A 20,875-nucleotide genomic window follows, 5' to 3' on the forward strand; every position below is an offset into this window, starting at 1 on the left:
GATGATGAGGGACCTCCTGCGGCTGCGCGGCGGACGGCGCGCGCGGCGGCGCCGCCGCCTGACCGCGCAGCTCGCGTACCGGATCGCGCAGCTCTACGGCGTGGGCGGGGACAGGTCGGGGCTGTCGGACCGGGACGTGGACGAGGTCGCCGAACTGGAGTTCGCACTCGCGGTCCTCGATTCGCTGCCGCCCGTCGCGGCGCCCGAGGCGCCCGCGGCGGTACCCGAGGAGCGGCCGCCCGCGATCGTGCTGTCGCTGGTGAGGACCTACGACTGGCTGGAGGTGGCCGCCGGGCAGGAGGGAGGGCCGTCGCGGGAGGTCGAGCGGATGCGCCGCGACGTCGCCGAGCTGCTGGCCCAGGCCGGGGCGGGCCTGGTCACCGAGGACGGGCCGGTCCGCACCCCCCAGCACGAGGTCATCACCACCACGCCCACCGGCGACCCGGCCCTGGTCCACCACGTGGCCCGGACCCTGCGGCCCGGGGTGCGCTGGAACGGCCTGCTCGTGCGGCCCCAGCAGGTCGTCGCCTACGTCGAGGAGGCCCGGTGAGCGTCTACGGCTCGGTCGCGGCCCTGCGCCGCGAGATCCTCGACCTGTACGAGGAGGTCGCCCGCGTCGCGGGCGCCGACCTCGCCGACGCCTCCGCGATCCGCCTGCGCGAGAGCCGGTCCCGCCTCGCCTCCGACGTGTACACCGTGACCGTCTGCGGTGAGTACAGCCGCGGCAAGTCGAGCCTCGTCAACGCCCTCATCGGCCGCCCCGACCTGCTGCCCGTGGGCATCCGCGCGACCACCTCCGCGATCGCGACGGTCCGCTGGGGCGCCGAGGCGAAGGCCGCGGTCCGCATCGAGGAGGAGGACGGGCGCCCCGTCGAGCAGCCCGTCCCGTTCGCCGCCCTCGCCAGGTACGGCTCGCAGCACGGGAACCCGCGCAACCGCGAGCGCGTGCGGTCCCTCGACGTCGCCGTCCCGTCCCCGCTGCTGCGCCGCGGCCTGGTCCTGGTCGACACGCCCGGGATCGGGACGCTCTACCCCGAGCACACCGCGATCACCAACGCGCTGCTGCCGCGCACCGACGGAATCCTGTTCGTGTGCAACGTGATCGACCCCCTGTCGAAACCGGAGCTGGAGTTCCTGCGGCGCGCCGAGCGGTCCTGCCCGACCGTGCTGGTGGCGGCGACGAAGGCCGACCGGATCTACGACGCCGCGGGCGCCGTCGCCGACATCGCCGAGCGGATCGGCGGCGCGCTCGACCTCCCCGAGGGGCAGGTCCGGGTCGTCGCGGTCTCGGCGGTCGAGCGCGAGGCCGAGCTCGCCGAGGGCCGCGAGGACGGCGGGTCGGGCTTCGCCGAACTCGAACGGGAGCTGTGGAACGGCCTGGCCGCGACCTGCATCGCGCCGCGGATCGAACGCGCGCTCGGGGAGATCACCGCGGTCGTACGCGAGTCGTCGGCGCCGGTGGTGAACGAGTTCGCGGGGATGGGGCCGGGCACCGACCTCGGCGAGACGCTGGCGCACATCGCGAGGGAGCGGGCCCGCGCCGCCGAGCTGCGCGGACCCGACGCGTCCTGGCGGGCCGACCTCGGCCGGCGCGTCGCCGAGATCGAGCGGGAGCTGCGCGTCGACCTCGACCGGCGCTGCCAGGACGCGAAGCGGGACTTCAAGGCCCAGGCCGAGAACCCCGCGGGCGGGTCCGACGCGCGGCAGCTCCTCGGGCAGGTGTGCACTGAGATCGGGGCGATCGTCGACGAGGTCGAGGCCGCGATGATCGAGCGGACCAGCCGCGCCGCCGCCGAGATCGCCGAGCGGATCGCGGTGCCGCTCATGGTGAGCGGGGCCGGGCATGAGCGGTACCTGCCCGCGATCGCCGTCCCCGGGGACGTGCTCGGCCGCAAGCGCAACCTCGGGTGGCTGCGCACCGGGTTCGAGTCCTCGATGGCCGCGGGGGCGTTCGGGGCCACCATCGGGGCGCTGGTGACCTCGCTGTTCGCGCCGGGGGCCGGGTCGGTGATCGGCGGCGTCGTCGGCGGCCTGCTGTTCAACATCATCGGGTTCGTCAGCGGCGCGACCGAGCAGATCCAGGAGGACCGCGGCGAGCGGCGCACGCTCCAGGTCAAGCGCATGGTCCGGTACGTGGTGCCGGCGCTGGACCGGGAGATCCTGGAGATCGGCCGCCGCTTCGACGCCGCGGTGAAGCAGCAGCGCGCGCACCTGGAGGACCGCGTGGAGTCCGAGGTGGAGCGGTCGCTGGTGAGCCTGGAGGCGTCGGTGCGGCGGCTCGAGGCGTCCTCCGACCGCGACGCCAGGGACCTCGAACGGCACCTCGCGGACCTGCGCCGCCGCACCGAGGAGTACCGGCTCCTCGGCGACCGCCTGACCGCCCTCCACGACCGCCTGACCCGGCTCTGACCCGCCCCAGACAGGAGCGACCCCGCCCATGGACATCGGCTACGGCATCGACTTCGGCACCTCGACCTCGGCGATCATCGTCGTCGACGCCGAGGGCAACGTCACCCGGATCTCCGATCCGGAGTCGGCGCAGTCCTCCTACACGTTCCCCTCGTGCGCTCTCATGACCGAGGACGGGCGCCTGGTCGTGGGGACCACGGCCGAGCGCCTGGGCCGGCTGCGCCTGAGCGCCTTCCGGTCCCAGTTCAAGCGCGAGTTCCGCTCCACGGTGCCCGCGCAGCTCGGCGACCGGACCGTGCGCACCGACGAGCTGGTGACGGCCCTCCTCGCGCACCTGCGCAAGTGCGCCCTCGACCGCATCCCCGGCCCGGCCAAGCGGGTCGTCATCACCGTCCCGGCCTCCTGGGACGAGGTGCAGCGCAACCGGATGCGGGACGCCGCCGAGGCGGCCGGGTTCGACCCCGCGACCGTGGTGCTGCTGCCCGAGCCCGTCGCGGCCCTGCGGTACGCGTTCGACAAGGACCTCATCCTCGGGGAGCGGTACGCGCTGGTGTACGACCTCGGCGGCGGCACCTTCGACTGCGCGCTCGCGCACGGGAGCACCGGGGAGGGCTACACGGTCGTGGGCCAGCCGGGCGGGCGCCCGGACGTGGGCGGGGTCGACTTCACGACCGCGCTGATGCAGATGGTCGCGCTGGAGCGCGACCCGCCGCAGCGGGCGTGGCTCCAGGCCGACCCGGACGACGACGACGGCACCCGCCGGTTCCTCAACTTCCGCGACGAGTGCGAGAGCGCCAAGCGGGCGCTGTCGGTGGTGGCGTCCACGACCCTGCACCTGCCCGCGGGCGACCCGGTCGAGGTCGACCAGGAGACCCTGGACGGCGCGATCGGCCCGATGCTGGACGACACGATCGCCGCGTGCGAGGAGCTGCTGCGCTCGGCGGACCTCACGTGGGACGACGTCGGCCAGGTGGTGCCCGTCGGCGGCAGCACCCGCCTCAAGCTCATCGCGAAGCTCCTCCAGGACCACTCCGACCGGATCGTCAAGGTCGCCGAACCCGAGCTCGCGGTGGCGCTGGGCGCCGCGCTGCACGCCAAGGACCTGTTGAACGAGGCCGGGACGGCGGTGGAGGAGCCGGCCGCCGAGCCGGACGCGGACGAGGCGACCGCGACGCACGCGACCGTGCCGCTCTCCACAGCGGCGCTGCCGACCGCGGCCGAGGCGCCGCCCTTCGAGGACCACCTGGGCGACTTCGACTTCGGTCGGCGCCGGCACGCGCGCGCTCCCCGGAACCACTGGGACACCGGGAAGATCTCGTGGGCCATGCTCGGCAGCGTGGCGGCCCTCGGCGGGTTCGTGCAGGCGGGCCTGTGGGTCTACCACGGCTTCGCGGGATGGCTCGACGCGCATTCGTGGCCGTGGGTGCCCGGCGGCTGGGTCGCGGGGGTCACCGGCACGCTCTGCCTGCTCGCGGGCCTGTACCTCGTGGTCGTGACCTATGTGTACGTCGTCGAGGAGCGCCCGCGCGACCACGTGTGCCCGTGGCTCACGGTCGCCTACCTGGCGGTGGGCGGCGCGGTGGTCTGGGGCCGCCTCGACGGGTGGGGCGACGCCGCGATCCCCATCGCACTGCTGCTGAATCTCGCGGTGATCGCCTACATCGTGGCGGTGGAGCACGTCTCGAACAGCATGTACCGCATCGGCGACCAGTTCGGCGACACGTTCATCCTGCTCATCACCGCGGGCGGGGTCGCGCTGTTCACGTGGTGGTCGGCGCTCGCGTACGGGCGGCTCGCGGCGTGGACGGAGCCGCGGGTCTGGGACTTCCTGTCGACCGGCTGGATCGGCGGGGTCGTCGGGACGCTCGCGGCGGTGGCGGCCGTCTTCGTCGTCCTCTGGGGCCTGGTCTTCCTCGACGACGTGGTCTCGCTCCGTGGGGTCCAGATGTTCAGCTCGGTGCTGTGCCTCGCGCTGGCCGCGGCGGCGGTCATCGTGGGCTACAACGTGTCCGGGCCGGCCGGCCTGGCGACCGCGTTCGGTCTGGCGAACGCCGCGGCGGCGGCGTTCCTGGCGGCGTCCACGGACTGAGCGGGGCGCCGCCGAGCGATCGGCGGCGCCCCGTCCTCGCTTATTCGGCGGCCGAGGGGCCGACGTTCACGCGCGAGGCGATGACCTCGGCGACGTGGGCGATCGCCTCGTCGGCGGGGACGCCGTTGCGCTGGGAGCCGTCGCGGTAGCGGAAGGACACGGTCCCGGCGTTCTGGTCGTCGTCGCCGGCGATGACCATGAACGGGATCTTCTGGAGCTGCGCGTTGCGGACCTTCTTCTGCATGCGGTCGTCCGAGTGGTCGACCTCCGCGCGGATCCCTTCGGCGCGCAGGCGGCCGAAGAACGCCTCCAGGTAGTCGGCGTTCTCGTCGCGGACCGGGATGCCCACGGCCTGGACCGGCGCGAGCCAGGCCGGGAACGCGCCCGCGTAGTGCTCGGTGAGCACGCCGAAGAAGCGCTCGATCGAACCGAAGAGGGCGCGGTGGATCATGACCGGCTGCTTGCGGGTGCCGTCGGCCGCCGAGTACTCCAGGCCGAAGCGCGCGGGCTGGTTGAAGTCGAGCTGGATGGTCGACATCTGCCAGGTGCGGCCGATCGCGTCCTTGGCCTGGACGGAGATCTTGGGGCCGTAGAAGGCCGCGCCGCCCGGGTCGGGGACCAGGTCGAGGCCCGAGGCCTCGGCGACCTCGCGGAGGGTCGCGGTGGCGGTCTCCCACTGCTCGTCGTCGCCGATGAACTTGTCGGAGTCGCCCTTGGTCGACAGCTCCAGGTAGAAGTCGTCGAGGCCGTAGTCGCGCAGGAGCTGGAGCACGAACTCCAGGAGGCTCTTGATCTCGCCGGGCGCCTGCTCCTGGGTGCAGTAGATGTGCGCGTCGTCCTGGGTCATGCCGCGGACGCGGGTGAGGCCGTGGACGACGCCGGACTTCTCGTAGCGGTACACCGACCCGAACTCCGACAGGCGCAGCGGCAGCTCCCGGTAGGAGCGCCCCCGCGACTGGAAGATCAGGTTGTGCATCGGGCAGTTCATGGCCTTGAGGTAGTAGTTCGCGCCCTCGAACTCCATGGGCGGGAACATGCCGTCGCTGTAGTGCGGCAGGTGGCCCGAGGTGTGGAACAGGGCCTCTTTGGAGATGTGCGGGGTGTTGACGAGCTCGTACCCGGCCTGCTTCTGGCGTTCGCGCAGGTAGGACTCCATCTCGTACCGGATGATGCCGCCCTTGGGGTGGAACACCGCGAGGCCGGAGCCGAGCTGGTCGGGGAACGAGAACAGGTCGAGCTGCTGCCCGAGCTTGCGGTGGTCGCGCTTCTCGGCCTCGGCGAGGCGCGCGAGGTAGTCCTTCTGCTCCTGGACGGTGGGCCACGCGGTGCCGTAGATGCGCTGGAGCTGCGGGTTCTTCTCCGAGCCCATCCAGTACGCGGCGGCCGAGCGCATGAGCTTGACCGCGCCGATGAGCTTGGTGGAGGGCAGGTGCGGGCCGCGGCAGAGGTCGGACCAGACCTTCTCGCCGGTGCGGTCGCGGTTGTCGTAGGCGGTGAGCTCGCCGCCGCCGACCTCCATGACCTCGTCGGCGTCGGTGCCCTCGCCCTTGGTCTCGATGAGTTCGAGCTTGTAGGGCTCGTTCGCGAGTTCGGCGCGGGCCTCGTCGAGGGACGCGTACTTGCGGCGGTGGAAGGTCTGCCCCTGCTTGATGATCTGGAGCATGCGCTTCTCGACGGCCTTGAGGTCGTCGGGGTTGAACGGCTCGGCGACGTCGAAGTCGTAGTAGAACCCGTCGGTGATCGGCGGGCCGATGCCGAGCTTGGCCTCCTTGAGCTCCTGGACGGCCTGGGCCATGACGTGCGCGGCCGAGTGGCGCAGCACGTTGAGCCCGTCGGGACTGTTCAGCGGGACGGGCTCGACCTTCTGGTCGGCGTCGGGGGCCCACGAGAGGTCCCGCAGCTGTCCCTCGGCGTCGCGGAGGACGACGATCGCGTGCGGTCCCGCGACGGGGAGGCCGGCCTCGGCGACCGCGTCGGCACCGGTAGTGCCAGCCGTCACCCAGAGGGGTTCGACGACGCCTGGACTCTGATTCGGTGCTGCGGAAGCCACGGTTCTCCTCATGGAATGGGCCGGTCGAGCGGCCGGCGCTTGACGTTCGGGTCCATGGTAGTCGTCGGCCGGGGAGCCGATCGAGCCCATTACCGGCGGGTGAGGCGTGTCAGGAAGTACTCGCGGGCAGGACTCGGCCCCGGTCCCGGCACCGGGGTCTACGGTCGGTCCATGACCCGGAGCGGAAGTGGGAGGTGGGTGCGAATGAGCGACGAGTGCTGCAACTGCTGCAACGACGACGCGTGCGAGTGCGCGGGAGCGGACTGCTGCCACGGCTGCTGCGAGAAGTAGAGCAATAAGGCCCTGAGCTGCGAAAACATCCTCTGCCCAGTAGGATCGCGCTGGCGCTTTGCTCTTCAAGCGCGATCCTACTGGGCCAAAGATGCTGGCAGATCCGGACTATTTCGCGGTGAGGACGATCTTGCCGAAGTGGCCGCCGGCGCCCATGAGGCGGTGGGCTTCGGCGGCGTCGCCGAGGGGGAGGCGGGTGGTGACGACGGGCTTGATGTCGCCGGTGTCGAGGGCGGGCCAGACGCGTTCGAAGACCTCGGCGAGGATCTGGCGGCGCTGCTCCAGGGGGCGGGCGCGGAGCGTGGTGCCGGTGATCGTGGCGCGCTTGGCGAGGAGGCCGCCGAGGTGGATCTGGGCGGCGTTCCCCTGCTGGAGGCCGATGATGGCGAGGCGGCCGTCCTGGGCGAGGGCCTTGAGGTTGGGCTCGAAGTAGGCCGCGCCGATGACGTCGAGGATCGCGTCGGCGCCGCCGGCCTCCTGCGCGAGGGCGGCGAAGTCCTCGCTGCGGTAGTCCACGACCCGGTCGGCGCCGAGGGCTTCGAGCCGCTTGGCGAACTCGCCGCGGGCGGTGGTCCAGGTCTCGGCGCCGGCGAGCTGGCGCGCGAACTGCACGGCGAAGCTGCCGACCCCGCCGGAGCCGCCGTGCACGAGGACGCGGCGCTTGCGGGACGCGTCCTCGCCGAGGAGGTAGCCGAGGTTGGAGTAGACGGTGGCGGCGGCCTCGGGCAGGCCGGCGGCGTCGACGAGGTCGACGTGCTCGGGGACGGGCAGCACGAGCCCGGCGTCCACGGTGGCGAACTGGGCGTAGCCGCCGCCGGGGAGGAGGGCGCAGACCTCGGCGCCGAGGAGGGTGGCGTTGTCGGCGCTGCCGACGTCGACGATGGTTCCGGAGACCTCCAGGCCGGGCCAGGCGGGCGCGCCCTGCGGGGGCGGGTAGTGGCCGGAGACCTGGAGGAGGTCGGCGCGGTTGACGCCGGCGGCGGCGACCTCGATGAGGACCTCATCGGGGCCGGGCGCGGGTTCGGGCACCTGGGCGGCGGTGAGGCTCCCGCCGGACACGGTCATGGCAAGCATTCCCGCATAGTATGACTGCGCCTGGAGCCCAAAGCGACATACCCGTCAGTAAGTCATATCAGGACCCCGGAGAACAGTGGATTCCCTTGTGCCGCAACGTGTTACGGGTTCTCGCTGGAGTGTCCCGGGAAGAGGTGCGCGGCGGGGTCGATCGCGACGGCGGCGTTGTTGACGGCCGTGGCGGCCTCGCCGAAGCCGGTGGCGATGAGCTTGACCTTGCCGGGGTACGACGCGATGTCGCCCGCGGCGTAGGTGCGCGGGAGGCTCGCGGCCATGGTCGAGTCGACCGCGATCGTGCGGTGGTCGAGGTCCAGGCCCCACTCCCCCAGCGGGCCGAGGTCGGCGGTGAACCCGAGGGCGGCCACGACGGCGTCGGCGGGCAGCTCCCGCGGGCCCTCGTCCTTCACTTCGAGCGCGACGCCGTCGACGAACGCGGTGCCGTGGATGGCGGTGACCTGCGCGTTCACGATGATCGGGACCCCGAGGGCGCGCACGCGCTCGATGGTGGCGGCGTGGGCGCGGAACCGCTCGCGGCGGTGGACGATCACGGTGCTGCGGGCGACCCCGTGGAGCGCGAGGGCCCAGTCGAAGGCGGAGTCGCCGCCGCCGACGATGACCACGTCCTGCCCGGCGTGGGCGGCGAGTTCGGGGACGAAGTAGACGATCCCGGCCCCGCGGAACCCGTCGGCCGCGGGGAGCGGGCGGGGCGAGAAGCTGCCGAGGCCGCCGGTCACGAGCAGCGCTTTCGCGGCCACGGTGACGTCGCCGGAGAGGCCGATGACGGGCAGGCCGTCAGCGTGCTCGAGCTTCTGGGCCTGGTGGCCGAGGAGGTAGACCGGCGCGAAGGGCGCGGCCTGGCGCAGGAGGTTCGCGACGAGGTCGCGGCCCTTGATCGCGGGGAACCCGGCGACGTCGTAGATCTGCTTCTCGGGGTACATGGCGGTGATCTGGCCGCCGGCCTCGGGAAGGGTGTCGATGACGGCGGTGCGCAGGCCGCGGAAGCCGGCGTAGTAGGCGGCGAAGAGGCCCGTCGGGCCCGCGCCGACGATCGCGAGGTCCACTGTGATGAGAGGCAAGGGCGGTCACCGGCTTCGTGGTAGTGGCAGTCCGTGGCGGTTCCCACGATCGTAGCGGTGGCGGGGCCCCGGCGGGGCCGCGCGAAGTCGCCCGCGCGGCCCCGTGGGGATCAGAGCCCCCGGAAGGGCCCGGTGACCTCGTAGGTGATGCCGCCGCTGCTGGAGCCGCTGGTCCCGCGCTGCGACGAGAAGTAGAGGCGGTTCCCGGCGGGGTTGAAGGCGGGGCCGGTGATCTCGGAGCCGCTCTGGCCGGTGATGCGCAGGAACGGGGCCACGACGTCGTCGGGGGTGATGATGCAGATCTCCATGTTGCCGCCGTCCTCGGCCACGAACAGGTCGCCGCTGCCGGAGGCGCCGGTGATGTTGTCGACCCCGGTGAGCGGGGCGCCGGAGACGTTGTCGTCGTAGACGGTGGCGAGGGTGTTGGCGTCGGCGTCGTAGGCCCAGACCTTGTTGTCGCCCTTGGTGGTGAAGAAGCAGATGCCGTCGGTGTAGTAGCAGCCCTCGCCGCCGTTGAAGCGCTTGGTGTTCGCCACCTGGTTGCGGGTGGCGGTCGGCGAGCCGTCCGGGTCGGGCACGGTGGCCCACGCGAGCGCCGAGCCGGTCTGGGTGAGGACCTGGAGGGTCCCGGTGGCGAGGTTCCCCCAGGTGGCGGGGCGGAAGCGGTAGAAGGCGCCGTCGCTGACGTCCTCGGTCAGGTACACGACGCCGTGGTCGGCGTCGGCCGCGGCGGCCTCGTGCTTGAAGCGGCCCATGGCGTCGCGGCGGACCGCGGCGTCGTCGCCGAAGGGGTCGGTCTCGTAGACGTAGCCGCGGTCGACCTCCTCGCAGGACAGCCACGTGTGCCAGGGTGTGGCCCCGCCGGCGCAGTTAGTGCGGGTGCCGCTGAGGGTGCGGTAGGCGTCGACGACGTTCCCGGAGGCGTCGAAGCGCAGGGCGCCGACCCCGCCGCCGGAGGAGACCTCGGAGTTGGAGACGTAGATCCAGCCGTTCCCGTCGGCGAAGCACGCGCCGCCGTCGGGGGCGCTGTGCCAGGTGTAGGAGGTGCCGGGCACGGTCTGGGAGGAGCGGGCCACGATCCGGGAGGTGAACCCGGCGGGGAGCTGGAGCCCGCGCGCGTCGGCGGCCTGGAGGGCGCCGTACGGGCTGGTTCCGGGGAGCGCGGGGTAGGCGAAGGAGGGTCGGGTCATGGTGAAGCCGAGGGCGACCGATCCGGCGCCGGCGACCGCGGCTCGCATGACGTTCCGTCGTTGCATGGTTGGCAGTCCTTTGGGGGAGGATGGAGCGCAGCGGAAGCGCTGCCGCAGGCCAGCGTAGGGAATTCGCGACTTTTGCGAGTAGACGTCACGAAACGTTCCGGTGACGGGCCGCGGACCGTTCACTGAACGGTCGGGGTCGGTCCGGGCACGAACTAGACTCGTGCCCGTGAAGACAGCGCTGATCACCGGCATCACCGGCCAGGACGGCTCGTACCTGGCCGAACTGCTGCTCGCGAAGGGCTACACGGTGCACGGGGTGGTGCGGCACGCGTCGTCGCTGATCGCGAACACCTCGCGGCTCGACGCGGTGTACCAGGACCCGCACGAGTCGGGGCGGCGGCTGTTCCTCCACAAGGGCGACGTCACCGACGCGGGGCTCCTGGTGAACCTCATCCGCGACATCGTCCCGGACGAGATCTACAACCTGGCCGCGCAGTCGCACGTGCGGGTGAGCTTCGACCTGCCCGACTACACCGCGAACGTGACCGCGCTCGGCGCGATCCGGCTCCTGGAGGCGGTGCGCGCCAGCCGGATCGACGCGAAGATCTACCAGGCGTCGACCTCGGAGATGTTCGGGACCACGGCCCCGCCGCAGGACGAGGGCGCGCCGTTCCACCCGCGCAGCCCCTACGGGGTCGCGAAGCTGTACGCGCACTGGGCGACGGTGAACTACCGGGAGTCGTACGGGATGTTCGCGGTCAACGGGATCGCGTTCAACCACGAGAGCCCGCGGCGCGGGGAGACGTTCGTGACCCGCAAGGTCACGCGGGCCGTGGCCCGGATCGCGGCGGGCCTGGAGAAGAAGGTCTACCTGGGGAACCTCGACGCGGTCCGCGACTGGGGGTACGCGCCCGAGTACACCGAGGCGATGTGGCTCATGCTCCAGCACCGCGAGCCGGTGGACTACGTCGTGGCCACCGGGCGGGCGGCCACGGTGCGGGAGTTCGCCGAGGCCGCGTTCGCGCACGCCGGCCTCGACTGGCGCGACCACGTGGAGCACGACGACCGGTACGAGCGCCCCGCGGAGGTCCCCGAGCTGGTCGGGAACGCCGCGAAGATCGAGCGCGAGATCGGCTGGAAGGCCCGCGTCCACTGGGACGAGCTGGCCCGGATCATGGTCGACGCCGACCGCAAGGCCCTGCGGGAGGGCCCGTAGCGCGGCTACCATCGCGGGCATGACAGATCTCAGGGAACCGGTGACGCTCAACGACGGCACGGTCATGCCCCGCATCGGCTACGGGACCTACAAGGTCGGCGACGACGAGGCGCAGGAGGCCGTCGAGGCGGCGCTGGCGACCGGGTACCGGCTCATCGACACCGCCGAGATGTACGGCAACGAGGTCGGGGTCGGCCGCGCCGTGAACGGCTCGGGCGTCCCGCGCGAGGAGGTGTTCCTGACCACGAAGGCGTGGAACGACCACCACGGCGCCGACGCGGTCCGCGCGGCCCTGGAGGCGTCGCTGGAGCGCCTGGGCACCGACTACCTCGACCTGTACCTGATCCACTGGCCCTCCCCGAAGCAGGGCCTGTACGTCGAGACCTTCGCGGCGCTGCTCAAGGCCCGCGAGGAGGGGCTGATCCGCTCGGCGGGCGTCTCGAACTTCCTGCCCGAGCACCTCGAGGAGGTCCACGAGGGCACCGGGGCGTGGCCGTCGGTGAACCAGGTCGAGCTGCACCCGTACTTCAACCAGCCGGAGCTGCGCGCCTGGCAGGCCGAGCGCGGCATCGCGACCGAGTCGTGGGGGCCGCTGGGCCAGCGCACCGGCTCGGTCCTGTCCGAGGACGCCGTCACCGCGGCGGCCGCGGCCCACGGGAAGAGCCCGGGGCAGGTGGTCATCCGCTGGCACCTCCAGAACGGGTGCATCGTGATCCCCAAGTCCTCCAAGGCGAGCCGCATCGCCGAGAACTTCGACGTGTTCGACTTCGCGCTGACCGAGGACGAGATGGAGGCGATCGACGCCCTCGAGACGGGCGAGCGCCAGGGAATCGACCCGGGCGGCAGCGAGCGCTGACGTGAGCGGAAGGGCGGCCGGAATGCTCCGGCCGCCCTTCGGCGTCTCGCCGGTGCCTCCGCGGCGCCGCTAGTCGATCGGGACGCCTTCGGCGAGGCGCTTGAGTTCGGCCACGTGGCCGGCGAAGGCGGCGCGCCCGGCGTCGGTGAGGGCGGCCCAGGTGCGGGTGCGGCCTTCGAGGGCCGACTTGCGGACCGTCAGGTACCCGGCGTCCTCCAGGGCCTTGAGCTGCTTGCTGAGGACGGAGTCGCTGACGCCGAGCCCGTCGCGCAGGGCCGCGAACTCGACCTCGGTCGTGACTTTCCATCGCGTCAAGTCCGGACTTTCCGAGGGGGAAAACCCGGACTTTCCGGGGCGGCAAAGCCTGGGCAATCGCTCGCCGGGTGAGTAGTTTTGCCCGCATGAGCGAACTGAGCACGTCCATCACACTGACCGGCGGTGCCGTGATCCCGCGCTTCGGCTTCGGCACCTTCAAGATCGAGGACGGCGACTCCCAGGCGGCGGTCGAGACCGCGCTGGAGACCGGCTACCGCCTCCTCGACACCGCGACCGGCTACGGCAACGAGGAGGGCGTCGGCCGCGCGCTCGCCGCCTCCGGCCTCGACCGCGGCGACGTGTTCCTGACCAGCAAGGTCTGGGACCACGGCTACGACGACGTCCGCAAGGGCCTGGAGGACTCCCTCGCGCGCCTGGGCACCGACTACCTCGACCTGTACCTGCTGCACTGGCCGCGCCCGGCCGTCGGCAAGTACGTCGAGTCGTGGCAGGCGCTGGTCGACGCCCGCGCCGAAGGGCTCATCCGCGCCGCCGGGGTCTCGAACTTCACGATCGAGCACCTCGACCGCATCGAGACCGAGACCGGCGCGGCGGCCGAGCTCAACCAGGTCGAGCTGCACCCGTACTTCAGCCAGCCCGAGCTGCGCGCCTACCACGCCGAGCACCTCATCGCGACCGAGTCGTGGGGCCCGCTGGCGCTGCGCGGCGGCGGCCTCTTCGACGAGCCGGCCGTCAAGGCCGCCGCCGAGGCGCACGACCGCACGCCCGCGCAGGTGGCGCTGCGCTGGAACCTCCAGCGCGGCAACGTCGTCATCCCGAAGTCCGTCACCCCCGACCGCATCCGCGAGAACTGGGCGACCCTCGACTTCAGCCTCACCGACGCCGAACTCGACGCGATCGACGCCCTCGACACGGGCGTGCGCCAGGGCGGCGACCCCGCGGTGGTCGGGAACTAGCACCCGCTAGGAGCGGGTCCGGCGGGTCGCCGTGCGGAGGCGCGCGACACGCCCTAACACGTGAGGCCCCGGGGGCGGCGCCCCCGGGGCCCTTGCGCTTCCGGATCTCACACACCACAATCGAGGCGTGGACGATCCGCTGCTGGTACTGCTGCACAGCCCCCTGACCGGAGTCCGGGCCTGGGAGCCGACCGCCGAGGCCCTCCGGTCCCTCGGCCACGTCGTCGCCCTCCCCGACCTCGCCCCCGCGTTCGCGCACGAGGGCCCCTACCACCCGGCCGTCGCCGCCGAGACCGCCGCCGCGCTCGTCGAGTACGCCGCGCACGAGTCGGCGGTCCTCGTCGCCCACAGCGGCGCCGGGGAACTGGTCCCGGCGATCGCCGAGGCGGTCCCGCGCGCCTCCGCAGCCGTCTTCGTCGACGCGCTCCTCCCCCACCCCGGCCACGCCTGGTTCGCCACGGCCACGGCCGAACTCGGGGACCACCTGCGCCAGGTCGCCGTCGACGGCGTGCTCCCGAAGTGGAGCGACTGGTTCCCGCCCGAGGCGATCGAGGGTCTGCTCCCCGACGACGAGGAGCGCGAGATCTTCATCGCGGGCCTGCCGCGTATCCCCTTGGCCTACTTCGAGGAGATCGCGCCCGAGGCCCCGAACTGGCCGCCCGGCCCATGCGCGTACCTGCGCCTGAGCGAGGCGTACAACGGCGAGGCCGCCAAGGCCGTCGAGCTGGGATGGCCGGTCACCGAGCTCCCGACCGACCACCTCGCCATCGTCACCCAGCCCGAGAAGACCGCCCGGATCCTGAGCGCCCTGATCCGCGAGATCGCCTGAGCGGCAACCACTCCCGTCAGAACCGGAACACCAGCTCGGCGGCCTCCGGGTTTCCGACCGCCGCGGACACGGTCAGGACGACCGCGGCGTTCGCGAGCGCGCGGAGTGGGCGGATTCGTGTCATGAAGGGCTCCAAGGGGTGCGGCGGGACCGGAGCGGGGGCGCTCCGGTCCCCGGTGTTTAGAAGCGGGCGAGCCAGTCGGTGGGCTCGGGGTCCTCGACGAAGGCCCACGGCTCGCCGGTCTCCACCGATTCCGCATGACCGAACGGCGTGAAGACGATGGGGATCTCGGCGGCGTCGCCGGGCACCGAGAAGATCGCCGCGACCTGCACGGAGCCGGTGCCGGTCGCGGCCTCCTCCCACGCGATCGGCCCCGCCCCGTCGACGGTGACGGCCGTCTCCGGGTCGAGGACCCAGGCGACCTCGGTGTACGTGTGGCACCAGTTGAACGCCACGGTCATGAAGACCTGGCCCTCCTCGGCCCAGCCGCGCCCGTCGAGCCAGGCGTTGCGGGTCGCGCCGGCCCACGGGGTGGGGCAGGTCAGGAACCAGGAGTCGGTGCCGTCGGTGACCTCGAAGTCGACGTAGTTGAACCCGCTCAGGCTGGCCGACTCCGCGGCGACGCCGTTGTAGTAGGCGGCCACGGGGTCGTGGCGCTCACCGGTGCGCAGGTCGAGGCCCTGGGCGCGGCCGTCGTCCTCGACCCACAGCACCGCGTCCTCGCCTTCGGGGGCGGCGACCGCCAGGAACGAGCCGGGGGCCGGCAGGGCGTCGAGGTCGGTCCGCTCGTCGCCGACCTGGATCCAGGCGGCGGTCTCGCCGTCCTCGAACTCGGCCTTGTAGATGGGGCTGTGGGCGATCTGGTTGACCAGGAACTCCACGCCGTTCGCGGCCTTGGGGAGGTCGGCCAGCGCGTCGGCGCGGGCGGCGACGTCTTCGGGGATCTCGGCGCCCTGGTAGTGGCAGAGGATCGACAGGGCGAAGTGCGGTCCCTTGAGGTCGGCGCCGTCGTCGATGAGCCAGGCGTCGTCGCTGCTGGCGCACCAGGGGTCGGTGCCGCCGTCGCCGGTCACGAGGGTGTTCGCCTCGGTCCGCTCGCCGAAGAGGGAGCAGCCCGAGACCGCCGGGGCGAGGGCGATGAGGAGGGTGAGGGGAATGATGAACTTGTCATGTGTTCGGGGCACGGCGCGACTGTATGGGAACACGCTCGGTCATGACTCAGTAGACGGTCACGTTCCGCGATCACCCGATACCGTGGCGAACCGCCCAGAGGGCGGCCTGGGTACGGTCGGCGGCGCCGATGCGGCGCAGGAGGTTGGTGACGTGGGTCTTGACGGTCTTCTCCGAGACGCCGAGGGCGCGGGCGATCTGGCGGTTGGTCTGGCCCTTCGCGATGAGGCCGAGGACCTGGCTCTCGCGCGGTGTGAGCGTGGGCGCGGCGGGGCCGGTGGTGCCGTTCATCAGGCCGCGCATGGCGACCGGGGCGAGCAGCATCTGTCCGGAGTGGACGGTGCGGATGGCGCTGGCGAGGGCGTCGGGGTCGATGTCCTTGTACACGAAGCCGGCCGCGCCCGCGTTGATCGCGGAGGGGACGCGCTCGGCGTCGGTGGCCGAGGTGAGAACGAGGACGCGGGGCCGGTCGCGGGCGTCGCCGAGGCGGTCGAGGACGCCCTGGCCGTCGAGGCCGGGCATCTTGAGGTCGAGGAGGACCACGTCAGGGTCGTGGGCATCGATGGCCTTCAGGGCCTCTTCGCCGTCGCCGGCCTCGCCGACCACGGCGAAGTCGGGTTCGAGTTCGAGGTAGCCGCGCAGGCCGCGGCGGACCACGGGGTGGTCGTCCACGAGGAGGAGGCGGATCGGGTCAGTCACGGCCGTCCCTTTCGGTGTCGGTGTCGGGGCCGTCGTCCTCAGTGCCGTCGTCCTCGGCAGCGTCGTCCGGAGCGCTGCCGTACTGCGCACTGTCGTACTGCGCGCTGTCGTATTCGGCGCAGTCCAGGAGCAGGGTCACGACGGTGCCCTCGCCCGGGGCGGTGGTGAGGGCGAGGTCGCCGCCGAGGGCGTTGGCGCGCTCGCGCATCGAGAGGAGCCCGAGGCCGCGGGTGGCGGCCTCGTCGGCGTCGAAGCCGCGGCCGTCGTCGGCGACGGTGATGCGCTCGGACTCGATCGTGAGCGACACGTTGCGGGCCTTGGCGTGGCGGAACGCGTTGCCCAGGGCCTCCTGGACGAGTCGGAGCACTTCGACCTCGCCGTCCCGCGAGAGGTCCACGGGCGAGCGGAGTTCGAAGTGGACGTTGGTGTCGTGCAGCCGGTCCAGGAGCGTCACGTGCCGCCGCAGGGTCTCGACCAGGCCGTGGACGTCGAGGTCGGCGGGGCGCAGTTCCACGATGACGCCGCGCAGTTCGGCGATGGCCTCGGCGGCGAGCTGCTCGACCTCGTCGAGCCGACCGCGCGCGGCGGCGGGGTCGTCGGGCAGGAGCTTGGCGGCCGCGCGGGCGGAGAGCCGCAGGGAGAAGAGGCGCTGCATGACCGCGTCGTGGAGTTCGCGCGCGAGCCGGTTACGTTCCTCTACAACGGTGAGTTCGCGGCTGCGCTCGTAGAGGCGCGCATTGGTGATCGCGATGGCCGCGTGCGAGGCGAGGAGTTCGATGAGTTCGGTGTCGGCCCCGGTGAAGCCGGGCCGGCCGAGGTCGTTGGTGAGGACCACGATGCCGAGGGTCTGGTCGCCGTCGCGGATCGGGACGCCCAAGAGCGCGGTCATCGCGGGGTGGGCCTTGGGCCACCAGCGGAAGCGCGGGTCGCGGCGGAGGTCGTCGAGGCGGATCGGCTCGGTCTCGGTGAGGATCGCGGCGAGCATCCCGTGCTGGCGCGGCAGCGGGCCGATCTTCAGCCGCTGCTCCTCGCCGATGCCGTCGGTGATGAACTCGGCGAAGCCGCCCTCGTCGTCGGGGATGCCGATCGCGGCGTAGTCGGCGCCGACCAGGCGCCGGGCGGAGGAGACGATGACCTCCAGGACCTGGTGCACCGACAGGTGCCTGGTGATCGCGCCGACGGCCGCCGACACCTCGTGCAGCAGCTTCGCGGGCTCCGAGAAGGGCCCGGTGGAGGCGGAGCCGGGTGGAGTGGGCGCCGTCGGCGAGGGCCCGGTCGAGGATTCGCGCGAAGCGGGCCCGCCCGGAGCGGGCTCGGCGGCGTGGGAGGCGGTCACGGCACGAATCTAGCCCACGCGGCGCCCGCCGGGCCTCGGTCGCAGGTCTTAGGACCACCGGACCGGGACCGACCGCGACCTCGGTCCGATGTGCGCACCGCGCGGCGGTCATAGCGTCACTGGCATGACTACCGAAGCAACCCGCACCGCCGTCGTCACCGGGGCGTCCGCCGGGCTCGGGGAAGCCCTCGCCGAGCGGCTCGCCGCCGGCGGCTGGAACCTGGTCCTCACCGCCCGCGGCGAGGAGCGCCTGGCGAAGACCGCCGCGCGGCTCGGCGCCGCGTACCTGGCCGGGGACATCGCCTACGACGCCGCCCACCGCGAGCGCCTGATCGCCCTCGCCGGAGGGAAGGTCGACCTGCTCGTCAACAACGCCTCGACGCTGGGTGAACTGCCGCTGCCGACGCTCGCCGAAGCCGACCTGGAGGCGTGGCCGGAGGTGTTCGAGACGAACATGCGCGCCCCGATCCACCTCGTGCAGCTCGCGCTCCCGTCGCTGCGCGAGCGCGGCGGCGCGGTCGTGAACATCTCCTCCGACGCGGCCACCGGCCCGTACGCGACCTGGGGGCCCTACGGGGCGTCGAAGGCCGCGCTCGACCAGCTCTCGAACGTGCTCGCCGCGGAGGAGCCGGCGGTGCGGGTGTGGGCCGTCGACCCCGGCGAGATGCGCACGAAGATGCTCGCCGACGCGGTGGGCGAGGCCGACGCGGCGGAGGCCGGCGATCCCGCGGACGCGGCGGCCGCCATCGTCCGGCTCGTCGAGGCGCGGCCCGAGTCCGGCCGCTACGAGGCCAAGGCGTTCGCCGAGGGCCGCTCCGAGAAGGGAACGAGGGAATGAGCACCACCTTGACCGAGCCGTTCGCGTTCGCGCTCGACGCCGCGCTGGAGGCGCGGCGCCCCGCCGAGGTCCGCGGCACCGGCCGCTCTGACGTGCGAATGCTGGTGACCGACAAGGCCACCGGCGCCATCACCCACCAGCACTTCGAGGACCTGCCGGCGCTGGTGCGCCCCGGGGACCTCCTGGTCGTCAACAACTCCGGGACCCTCCCGGCCGCGGTCCTCACCAGGCAGGGACTGCGCGTGCACTTCTCGTCCGTGCGGCCCGACGGGTCGTGGCTGGTCGAGCTGCGCGACCGCGACAAGCCCTACCTCGGGGACGTCATCGGCCGGACCCTCGACCTGCCCGGCGGCGTCCACCTGTACCTGGAGCGGCGCTTCGGCAAGCGGCTGTGGGTGACCCGGCCGCCGGTCAAGTCGGTCGCGGACTACCTCGTCCGCTACGGCCGGCCCATCCGCTACACGTACGTCGACCAGCAGTGGCCGCTCAGCGCCTACCAGACCGCGTTCGCGACGGTCCCCGGTTCCGCCGAGATGCCCAGTGCCGCAAGGCCGTTCACGCCCGAGATCGTGACGCGCCTGGTGTCGGCCGGGGTGGGGATCGCGCCGGTCACGCTGCACACGGGGGTCGCGTCGCTGGAGAGCGACGAGGACCCGTACCCCGAGTGGTTCGAGGTCGGCGAGTACACCGCGCGGGCCGTCGAGTCCGCGAAGGCCGCGGGCGGGCGCGTCATCGCCGTCGGGACCACCGCGGTCCGGGCGCTGGAGACCGCCGCCGAGGGCGGCCGGGTCGCGGCGGCCTCGGGGCATACCGAGCGGATCGTGTCCACCGCCGACCCGGTGACCGTGGTCGACGGCCTGCTCACCGGCTTCCACGAACCGCGCTCGACCCACCTGTCGATGCTGGAGGCGATCTGCGAGACCGAGCTGCTGCGCGAGTCCTACGCGGCCGCGATCGAGGCCCGGTACCTGTGGCACGAGTTCGGCGACGTGCACCTCATCGCGTGAGGTCCGCGGACCGCGCCACGGTGACCTGGGCGTTAGCATCGGGTGTGACGGCCCGTCCGGGCCGTCGCACCGCCCAGGAGGCCCCGCGATGAGCGATCTGTTCGACCTGCCGGACGGCCCCGAGGGGCCGCGCGAGCGCGGCCGCATGTCACTGCCCGACTCGCCGATCGTCGCGGGCATCACCGCGGGAATCACCATGGCCCTCGCGGTGGTCCTCTTCATCACGGCGATGCCCGGCGAGAACCGGGTGCTGGTCTACCAGGGCGAGCGGGTGAACGCCGGGGACCTGTGCGAGGCGGTCGGCACCGGCGGCGAGACCGTCGTCCGCGCCTGCGCCGAGCTGGGCACGTGGGAGAGCTACCCGACCGGCTGGAGCCTGCCGCCGCTGCTCGTCGCGCTGGTCCTCGCCGGTGCGGCCGGGTACGTCGCGTACCACATCCCCAAGCAGGTCAGGACCCGCAAGAAGCAGGTGCAGGACGCACTCGACAACCTCACCGGCGAGGACTTCAAGCGCCTCTAGTCGACGTAGATGTCCGGCTGGAAGTCGGTCGTGCCCGGCACCACCGCGTACGCGTCGAGGTCGGTGACCCCTTCGTCCGCGAGCAGGTCCTCGACCATGACCGCGTTGCCGGTGTAGGCGTTCGGGTCCTTCGCGAGGACCGCCAGCGCGGCGTCGGCGACGATCTCGGGCTTGCGGGAGCGGTCGAGCATCGGCTGCCCGCCGAGGGCGAACTCGACGGCGGCGGTGGCGATGGTGGTCTTGGGCCACAGGCAGTTCGCGGCGACGCCGGGCTCGGTCTCGGAGGCGCCGAGCGTCATGATCGTCATGCCGTACTTGGTGGCCGTGTAGGGGCCGCCGGAGAACCAGCGCGCGTCGGTGTTCAGCGGCGGGCTGATGGTGAGCAGGTGGGCGTGGCCGGATTCGCGCAGGTGCGGGAGGGCGGCGCTGATGGTCGCGAAGGTGCCGCGCAGGTTGACGCCGGCGATGAGGTCGAACTTCTTGAGCGGGAGTTCGCCGATGCCGGTGAGGTCGAGCGCGGAGGCGTTGTTGACGCAGGCGTCGAGTCCGCCGAACGCGGCGGCGGCGCGGTCCACGGCTTCGGCGACGGATTCGGCGTCGCGCAGGTCGCCGACGATCGGGAGGGCCTCGCCGCCGGCGGCCTCGATCGCCTTGGCGGTCTCGTAGAGGGTGCCGGGGAGTTTGGGGTGCGGTTCGCCGGTCTTGGCGAACAGTGCGACCTTGGCCCCGGCCGCGCCGAGCGCGACGGCGATGGCCGCGCCGATGCCCCGGCTGGCGCCGGTGACGAACGCGGCGCGCCCCTTGAGGGGGTGGTCCTCGACCAGGTCGGCCCTGACGGCGTGCTCCATTGCTCTGCCTCCATCGGTTCGGTGTCCCCTGATATTACTGGAAAGTAACTTCAGGGGGAAGCAGGGCGCGCCCGACACTCCGGATTCGCGCGTCCGCACCCGCGGCGACCCGCGCCTCCGGCGGTCCCGGGCGGT

At 72.5% G+C, this 20,875-nt stretch carries 19 protein-coding genes; 10 read left to right on the top strand and 9 right to left on the bottom strand.

What is annotated here, in order from left to right; translation table 11 throughout:
• Position 1: 1 nt before the first annotated feature.
• The 3 genes from BLS99_RS01895 to BLS99_RS01905 are packed head-to-tail and all read left to right on the top strand — an operon-like array spanning position 2 to position 4,498.
• Positions 2–550 (top strand): hypothetical protein, encoded by a 549-nt coding sequence (locus BLS99_RS01895; RefSeq protein WP_091042571.1) that lies wholly within the window; start codon positions 2–4, stop codon positions 548–550.
• The gene (locus BLS99_RS01900; RefSeq protein ID WP_091042577.1) at positions 547–2,409 is read left to right on the top strand and encodes a dynamin family protein; all 1,863 of its coding nucleotides are present in this window, start codon (positions 547–549) and stop codon (positions 2,407–2,409) included. The genes BLS99_RS01895 and BLS99_RS01900 overlap by 4 nt, the downstream gene beginning before the upstream one ends.
• 28 nt (positions 2,410–2,437) lie before the next feature.
• Entirely contained in the window at positions 2,438–4,498 is a 2,061-nt protein-coding gene (locus tag BLS99_RS01905) for an Hsp70 family protein (RefSeq protein ID WP_091042582.1), read from the top strand.
• A 40-nt stretch (positions 4,499–4,538) separates the two neighbouring features.
• Here BLS99_RS01905 and thrS read toward each other — a convergent pair whose 3' ends face one another.
• The 4 genes from thrS to BLS99_RS01925 all read right to left on the bottom strand — a co-directional run bounded on the left by thrS (position 4,539) and on the right by BLS99_RS01925 (position 10,245).
• Complete coding sequence (gene thrS, locus BLS99_RS01910; RefSeq protein ID WP_091042584.1) at positions 4,539–6,560, bottom strand: threonine--tRNA ligase; 2,022 nt, start codon at positions 6,558–6,560, stop codon at positions 4,539–4,541.
• Between the two features lie 387 nt (positions 6,561–6,947).
• Positions 6,948–7,913 carry an NAD(P)H-quinone oxidoreductase gene (locus BLS99_RS01915; protein WP_091042586.1) on the bottom strand — a complete coding sequence of 322 codons (966 nt, stop codon included), beginning with the start codon at positions 7,911–7,913 and terminating at the stop codon, positions 6,948–6,950.
• 101 nt (positions 7,914–8,014) lie between these two features.
• Entirely contained in the window at positions 8,015–8,989 is a 975-nt protein-coding gene (locus BLS99_RS01920; protein ID WP_091042589.1) for an NAD(P)/FAD-dependent oxidoreductase, read from the bottom strand.
• 110 nt (positions 8,990–9,099) lie between these two features.
• Positions 9,100–10,245 (bottom strand): alkaline phosphatase PhoX, encoded by a 1,146-nt coding sequence (locus tag BLS99_RS01925; RefSeq protein ID WP_091042592.1) that lies wholly within the window; start codon positions 10,243–10,245, stop codon positions 9,100–9,102.
• A gap of 169 nt (positions 10,246–10,414) precedes the next feature.
• Here BLS99_RS01925 and gmd point away from each other — a divergent pair, with 169 nt between their 5' ends.
• A complete protein-coding gene (gene gmd, locus BLS99_RS01930) occupies positions 10,415–11,404 on the top strand; it encodes a GDP-mannose 4,6-dehydratase (RefSeq protein ID WP_091044723.1) in 990 nt (329 codons plus the stop codon).
• 19 nt (positions 11,405–11,423) lie between these two features.
• Positions 11,424–12,260, top strand: a complete 837-nt coding sequence (locus BLS99_RS01935; protein WP_091042595.1) for an aldo/keto reductase — start codon at positions 11,424–11,426, stop codon at positions 12,258–12,260.
• A 69-nt stretch (positions 12,261–12,329) separates the two neighbouring features.
• Here BLS99_RS01935 and BLS99_RS01940 read toward each other — a convergent pair whose 3' ends face one another.
• On the bottom strand, positions 12,330–12,575 hold the full coding sequence (locus tag BLS99_RS01940) for a transcriptional regulator (protein WP_091042598.1): 246 nt from the start codon (positions 12,573–12,575) through the stop codon (positions 12,330–12,332).
• An 86-nt stretch (positions 12,576–12,661) separates the two neighbouring features.
• On the opposite strand from BLS99_RS01940, the gene BLS99_RS01945 reads away from it, so the two are divergent.
• Both BLS99_RS01945 and BLS99_RS01950 read left to right on the top strand, forming a co-directional pair.
• Positions 12,662–13,492, top strand: a complete 831-nt coding sequence (locus BLS99_RS01945; protein ID WP_091042602.1) for an aldo/keto reductase — start codon at positions 12,662–12,664, stop codon at positions 13,490–13,492.
• Positions 13,493–13,619: 127 nt separating this feature from the next.
• Positions 13,620–14,321 (top strand): hypothetical protein, encoded by a 702-nt coding sequence (locus tag BLS99_RS01950; protein ID WP_218126159.1) that lies wholly within the window; start codon positions 13,620–13,622, stop codon positions 14,319–14,321.
• Between the two features lie 180 nt (positions 14,322–14,501).
• On the opposite strand, the gene BLS99_RS01955 is transcribed toward BLS99_RS01950, so the two are convergent.
• Genes BLS99_RS01955 through BLS99_RS01965 form a run of 3 tightly spaced genes read right to left on the bottom strand, consistent with a single transcriptional unit; the run spans position 14,502 to position 17,395 of the window.
• On the bottom strand, positions 14,502–15,506 hold the full coding sequence (locus tag BLS99_RS01955) for a hypothetical protein (RefSeq protein WP_091042607.1): 1,005 nt from the start codon (positions 15,504–15,506) through the stop codon (positions 14,502–14,504).
• Positions 15,507–15,564: 58 nt separating this feature from the next.
• Positions 15,565–16,191 carry a response regulator gene (locus BLS99_RS01960; protein WP_091042611.1) on the bottom strand — a complete coding sequence of 209 codons (627 nt, stop codon included), beginning with the start codon at positions 16,189–16,191 and terminating at the stop codon, positions 15,565–15,567.
• On the bottom strand, positions 16,184–17,395 hold the full coding sequence (locus tag BLS99_RS01965; RefSeq protein WP_218126274.1) for a GAF domain-containing sensor histidine kinase: 1,212 nt from the start codon (positions 17,393–17,395) through the stop codon (positions 16,184–16,186). The genes BLS99_RS01960 and BLS99_RS01965 overlap by 8 nt, the downstream gene beginning before the upstream one ends.
• Positions 17,396–17,651: 256 nt before the next feature.
• Between BLS99_RS01965 and BLS99_RS01970 the strand changes: the two genes are divergently transcribed.
• From BLS99_RS01970 to BLS99_RS01980, 3 genes are all read left to right on the top strand, one after another.
• Positions 17,652–18,365 carry an SDR family oxidoreductase gene (locus BLS99_RS01970; protein ID WP_091042615.1) on the top strand — a complete coding sequence of 238 codons (714 nt, stop codon included), beginning with the start codon at positions 17,652–17,654 and terminating at the stop codon, positions 18,363–18,365.
• Positions 18,362–19,372 carry an S-adenosylmethionine:tRNA ribosyltransferase-isomerase gene (locus BLS99_RS01975; RefSeq protein ID WP_091042618.1) on the top strand — a complete coding sequence of 337 codons (1,011 nt, stop codon included), beginning with the start codon at positions 18,362–18,364 and terminating at the stop codon, positions 19,370–19,372. The genes BLS99_RS01970 and BLS99_RS01975 overlap by 4 nt, the downstream gene beginning before the upstream one ends.
• Positions 19,373–19,460: 88 nt before the next feature.
• Positions 19,461–19,892 carry a hypothetical protein gene (locus BLS99_RS01980; protein ID WP_091042622.1) on the top strand — a complete coding sequence of 144 codons (432 nt, stop codon included), beginning with the start codon at positions 19,461–19,463 and terminating at the stop codon, positions 19,890–19,892.
• On the opposite strand, the gene BLS99_RS01985 is transcribed toward BLS99_RS01980, so the two are convergent.
• Entirely contained in the window at positions 19,889–20,740 is an 852-nt protein-coding gene (locus BLS99_RS01985) for an SDR family oxidoreductase (RefSeq protein WP_091042625.1), read from the bottom strand. The genes BLS99_RS01980 and BLS99_RS01985 overlap by 4 nt on opposite strands.
• Between the last annotated feature and the right edge of the window lie 135 nt (positions 20,741–20,875).

Source organism: Glycomyces sambucus, assembly GCF_900102815.1.
Taxonomy (GTDB): Bacteria; Actinomycetota; Actinomycetes; order Mycobacteriales; family Micromonosporaceae; genus Glycomyces; species Glycomyces sambucus.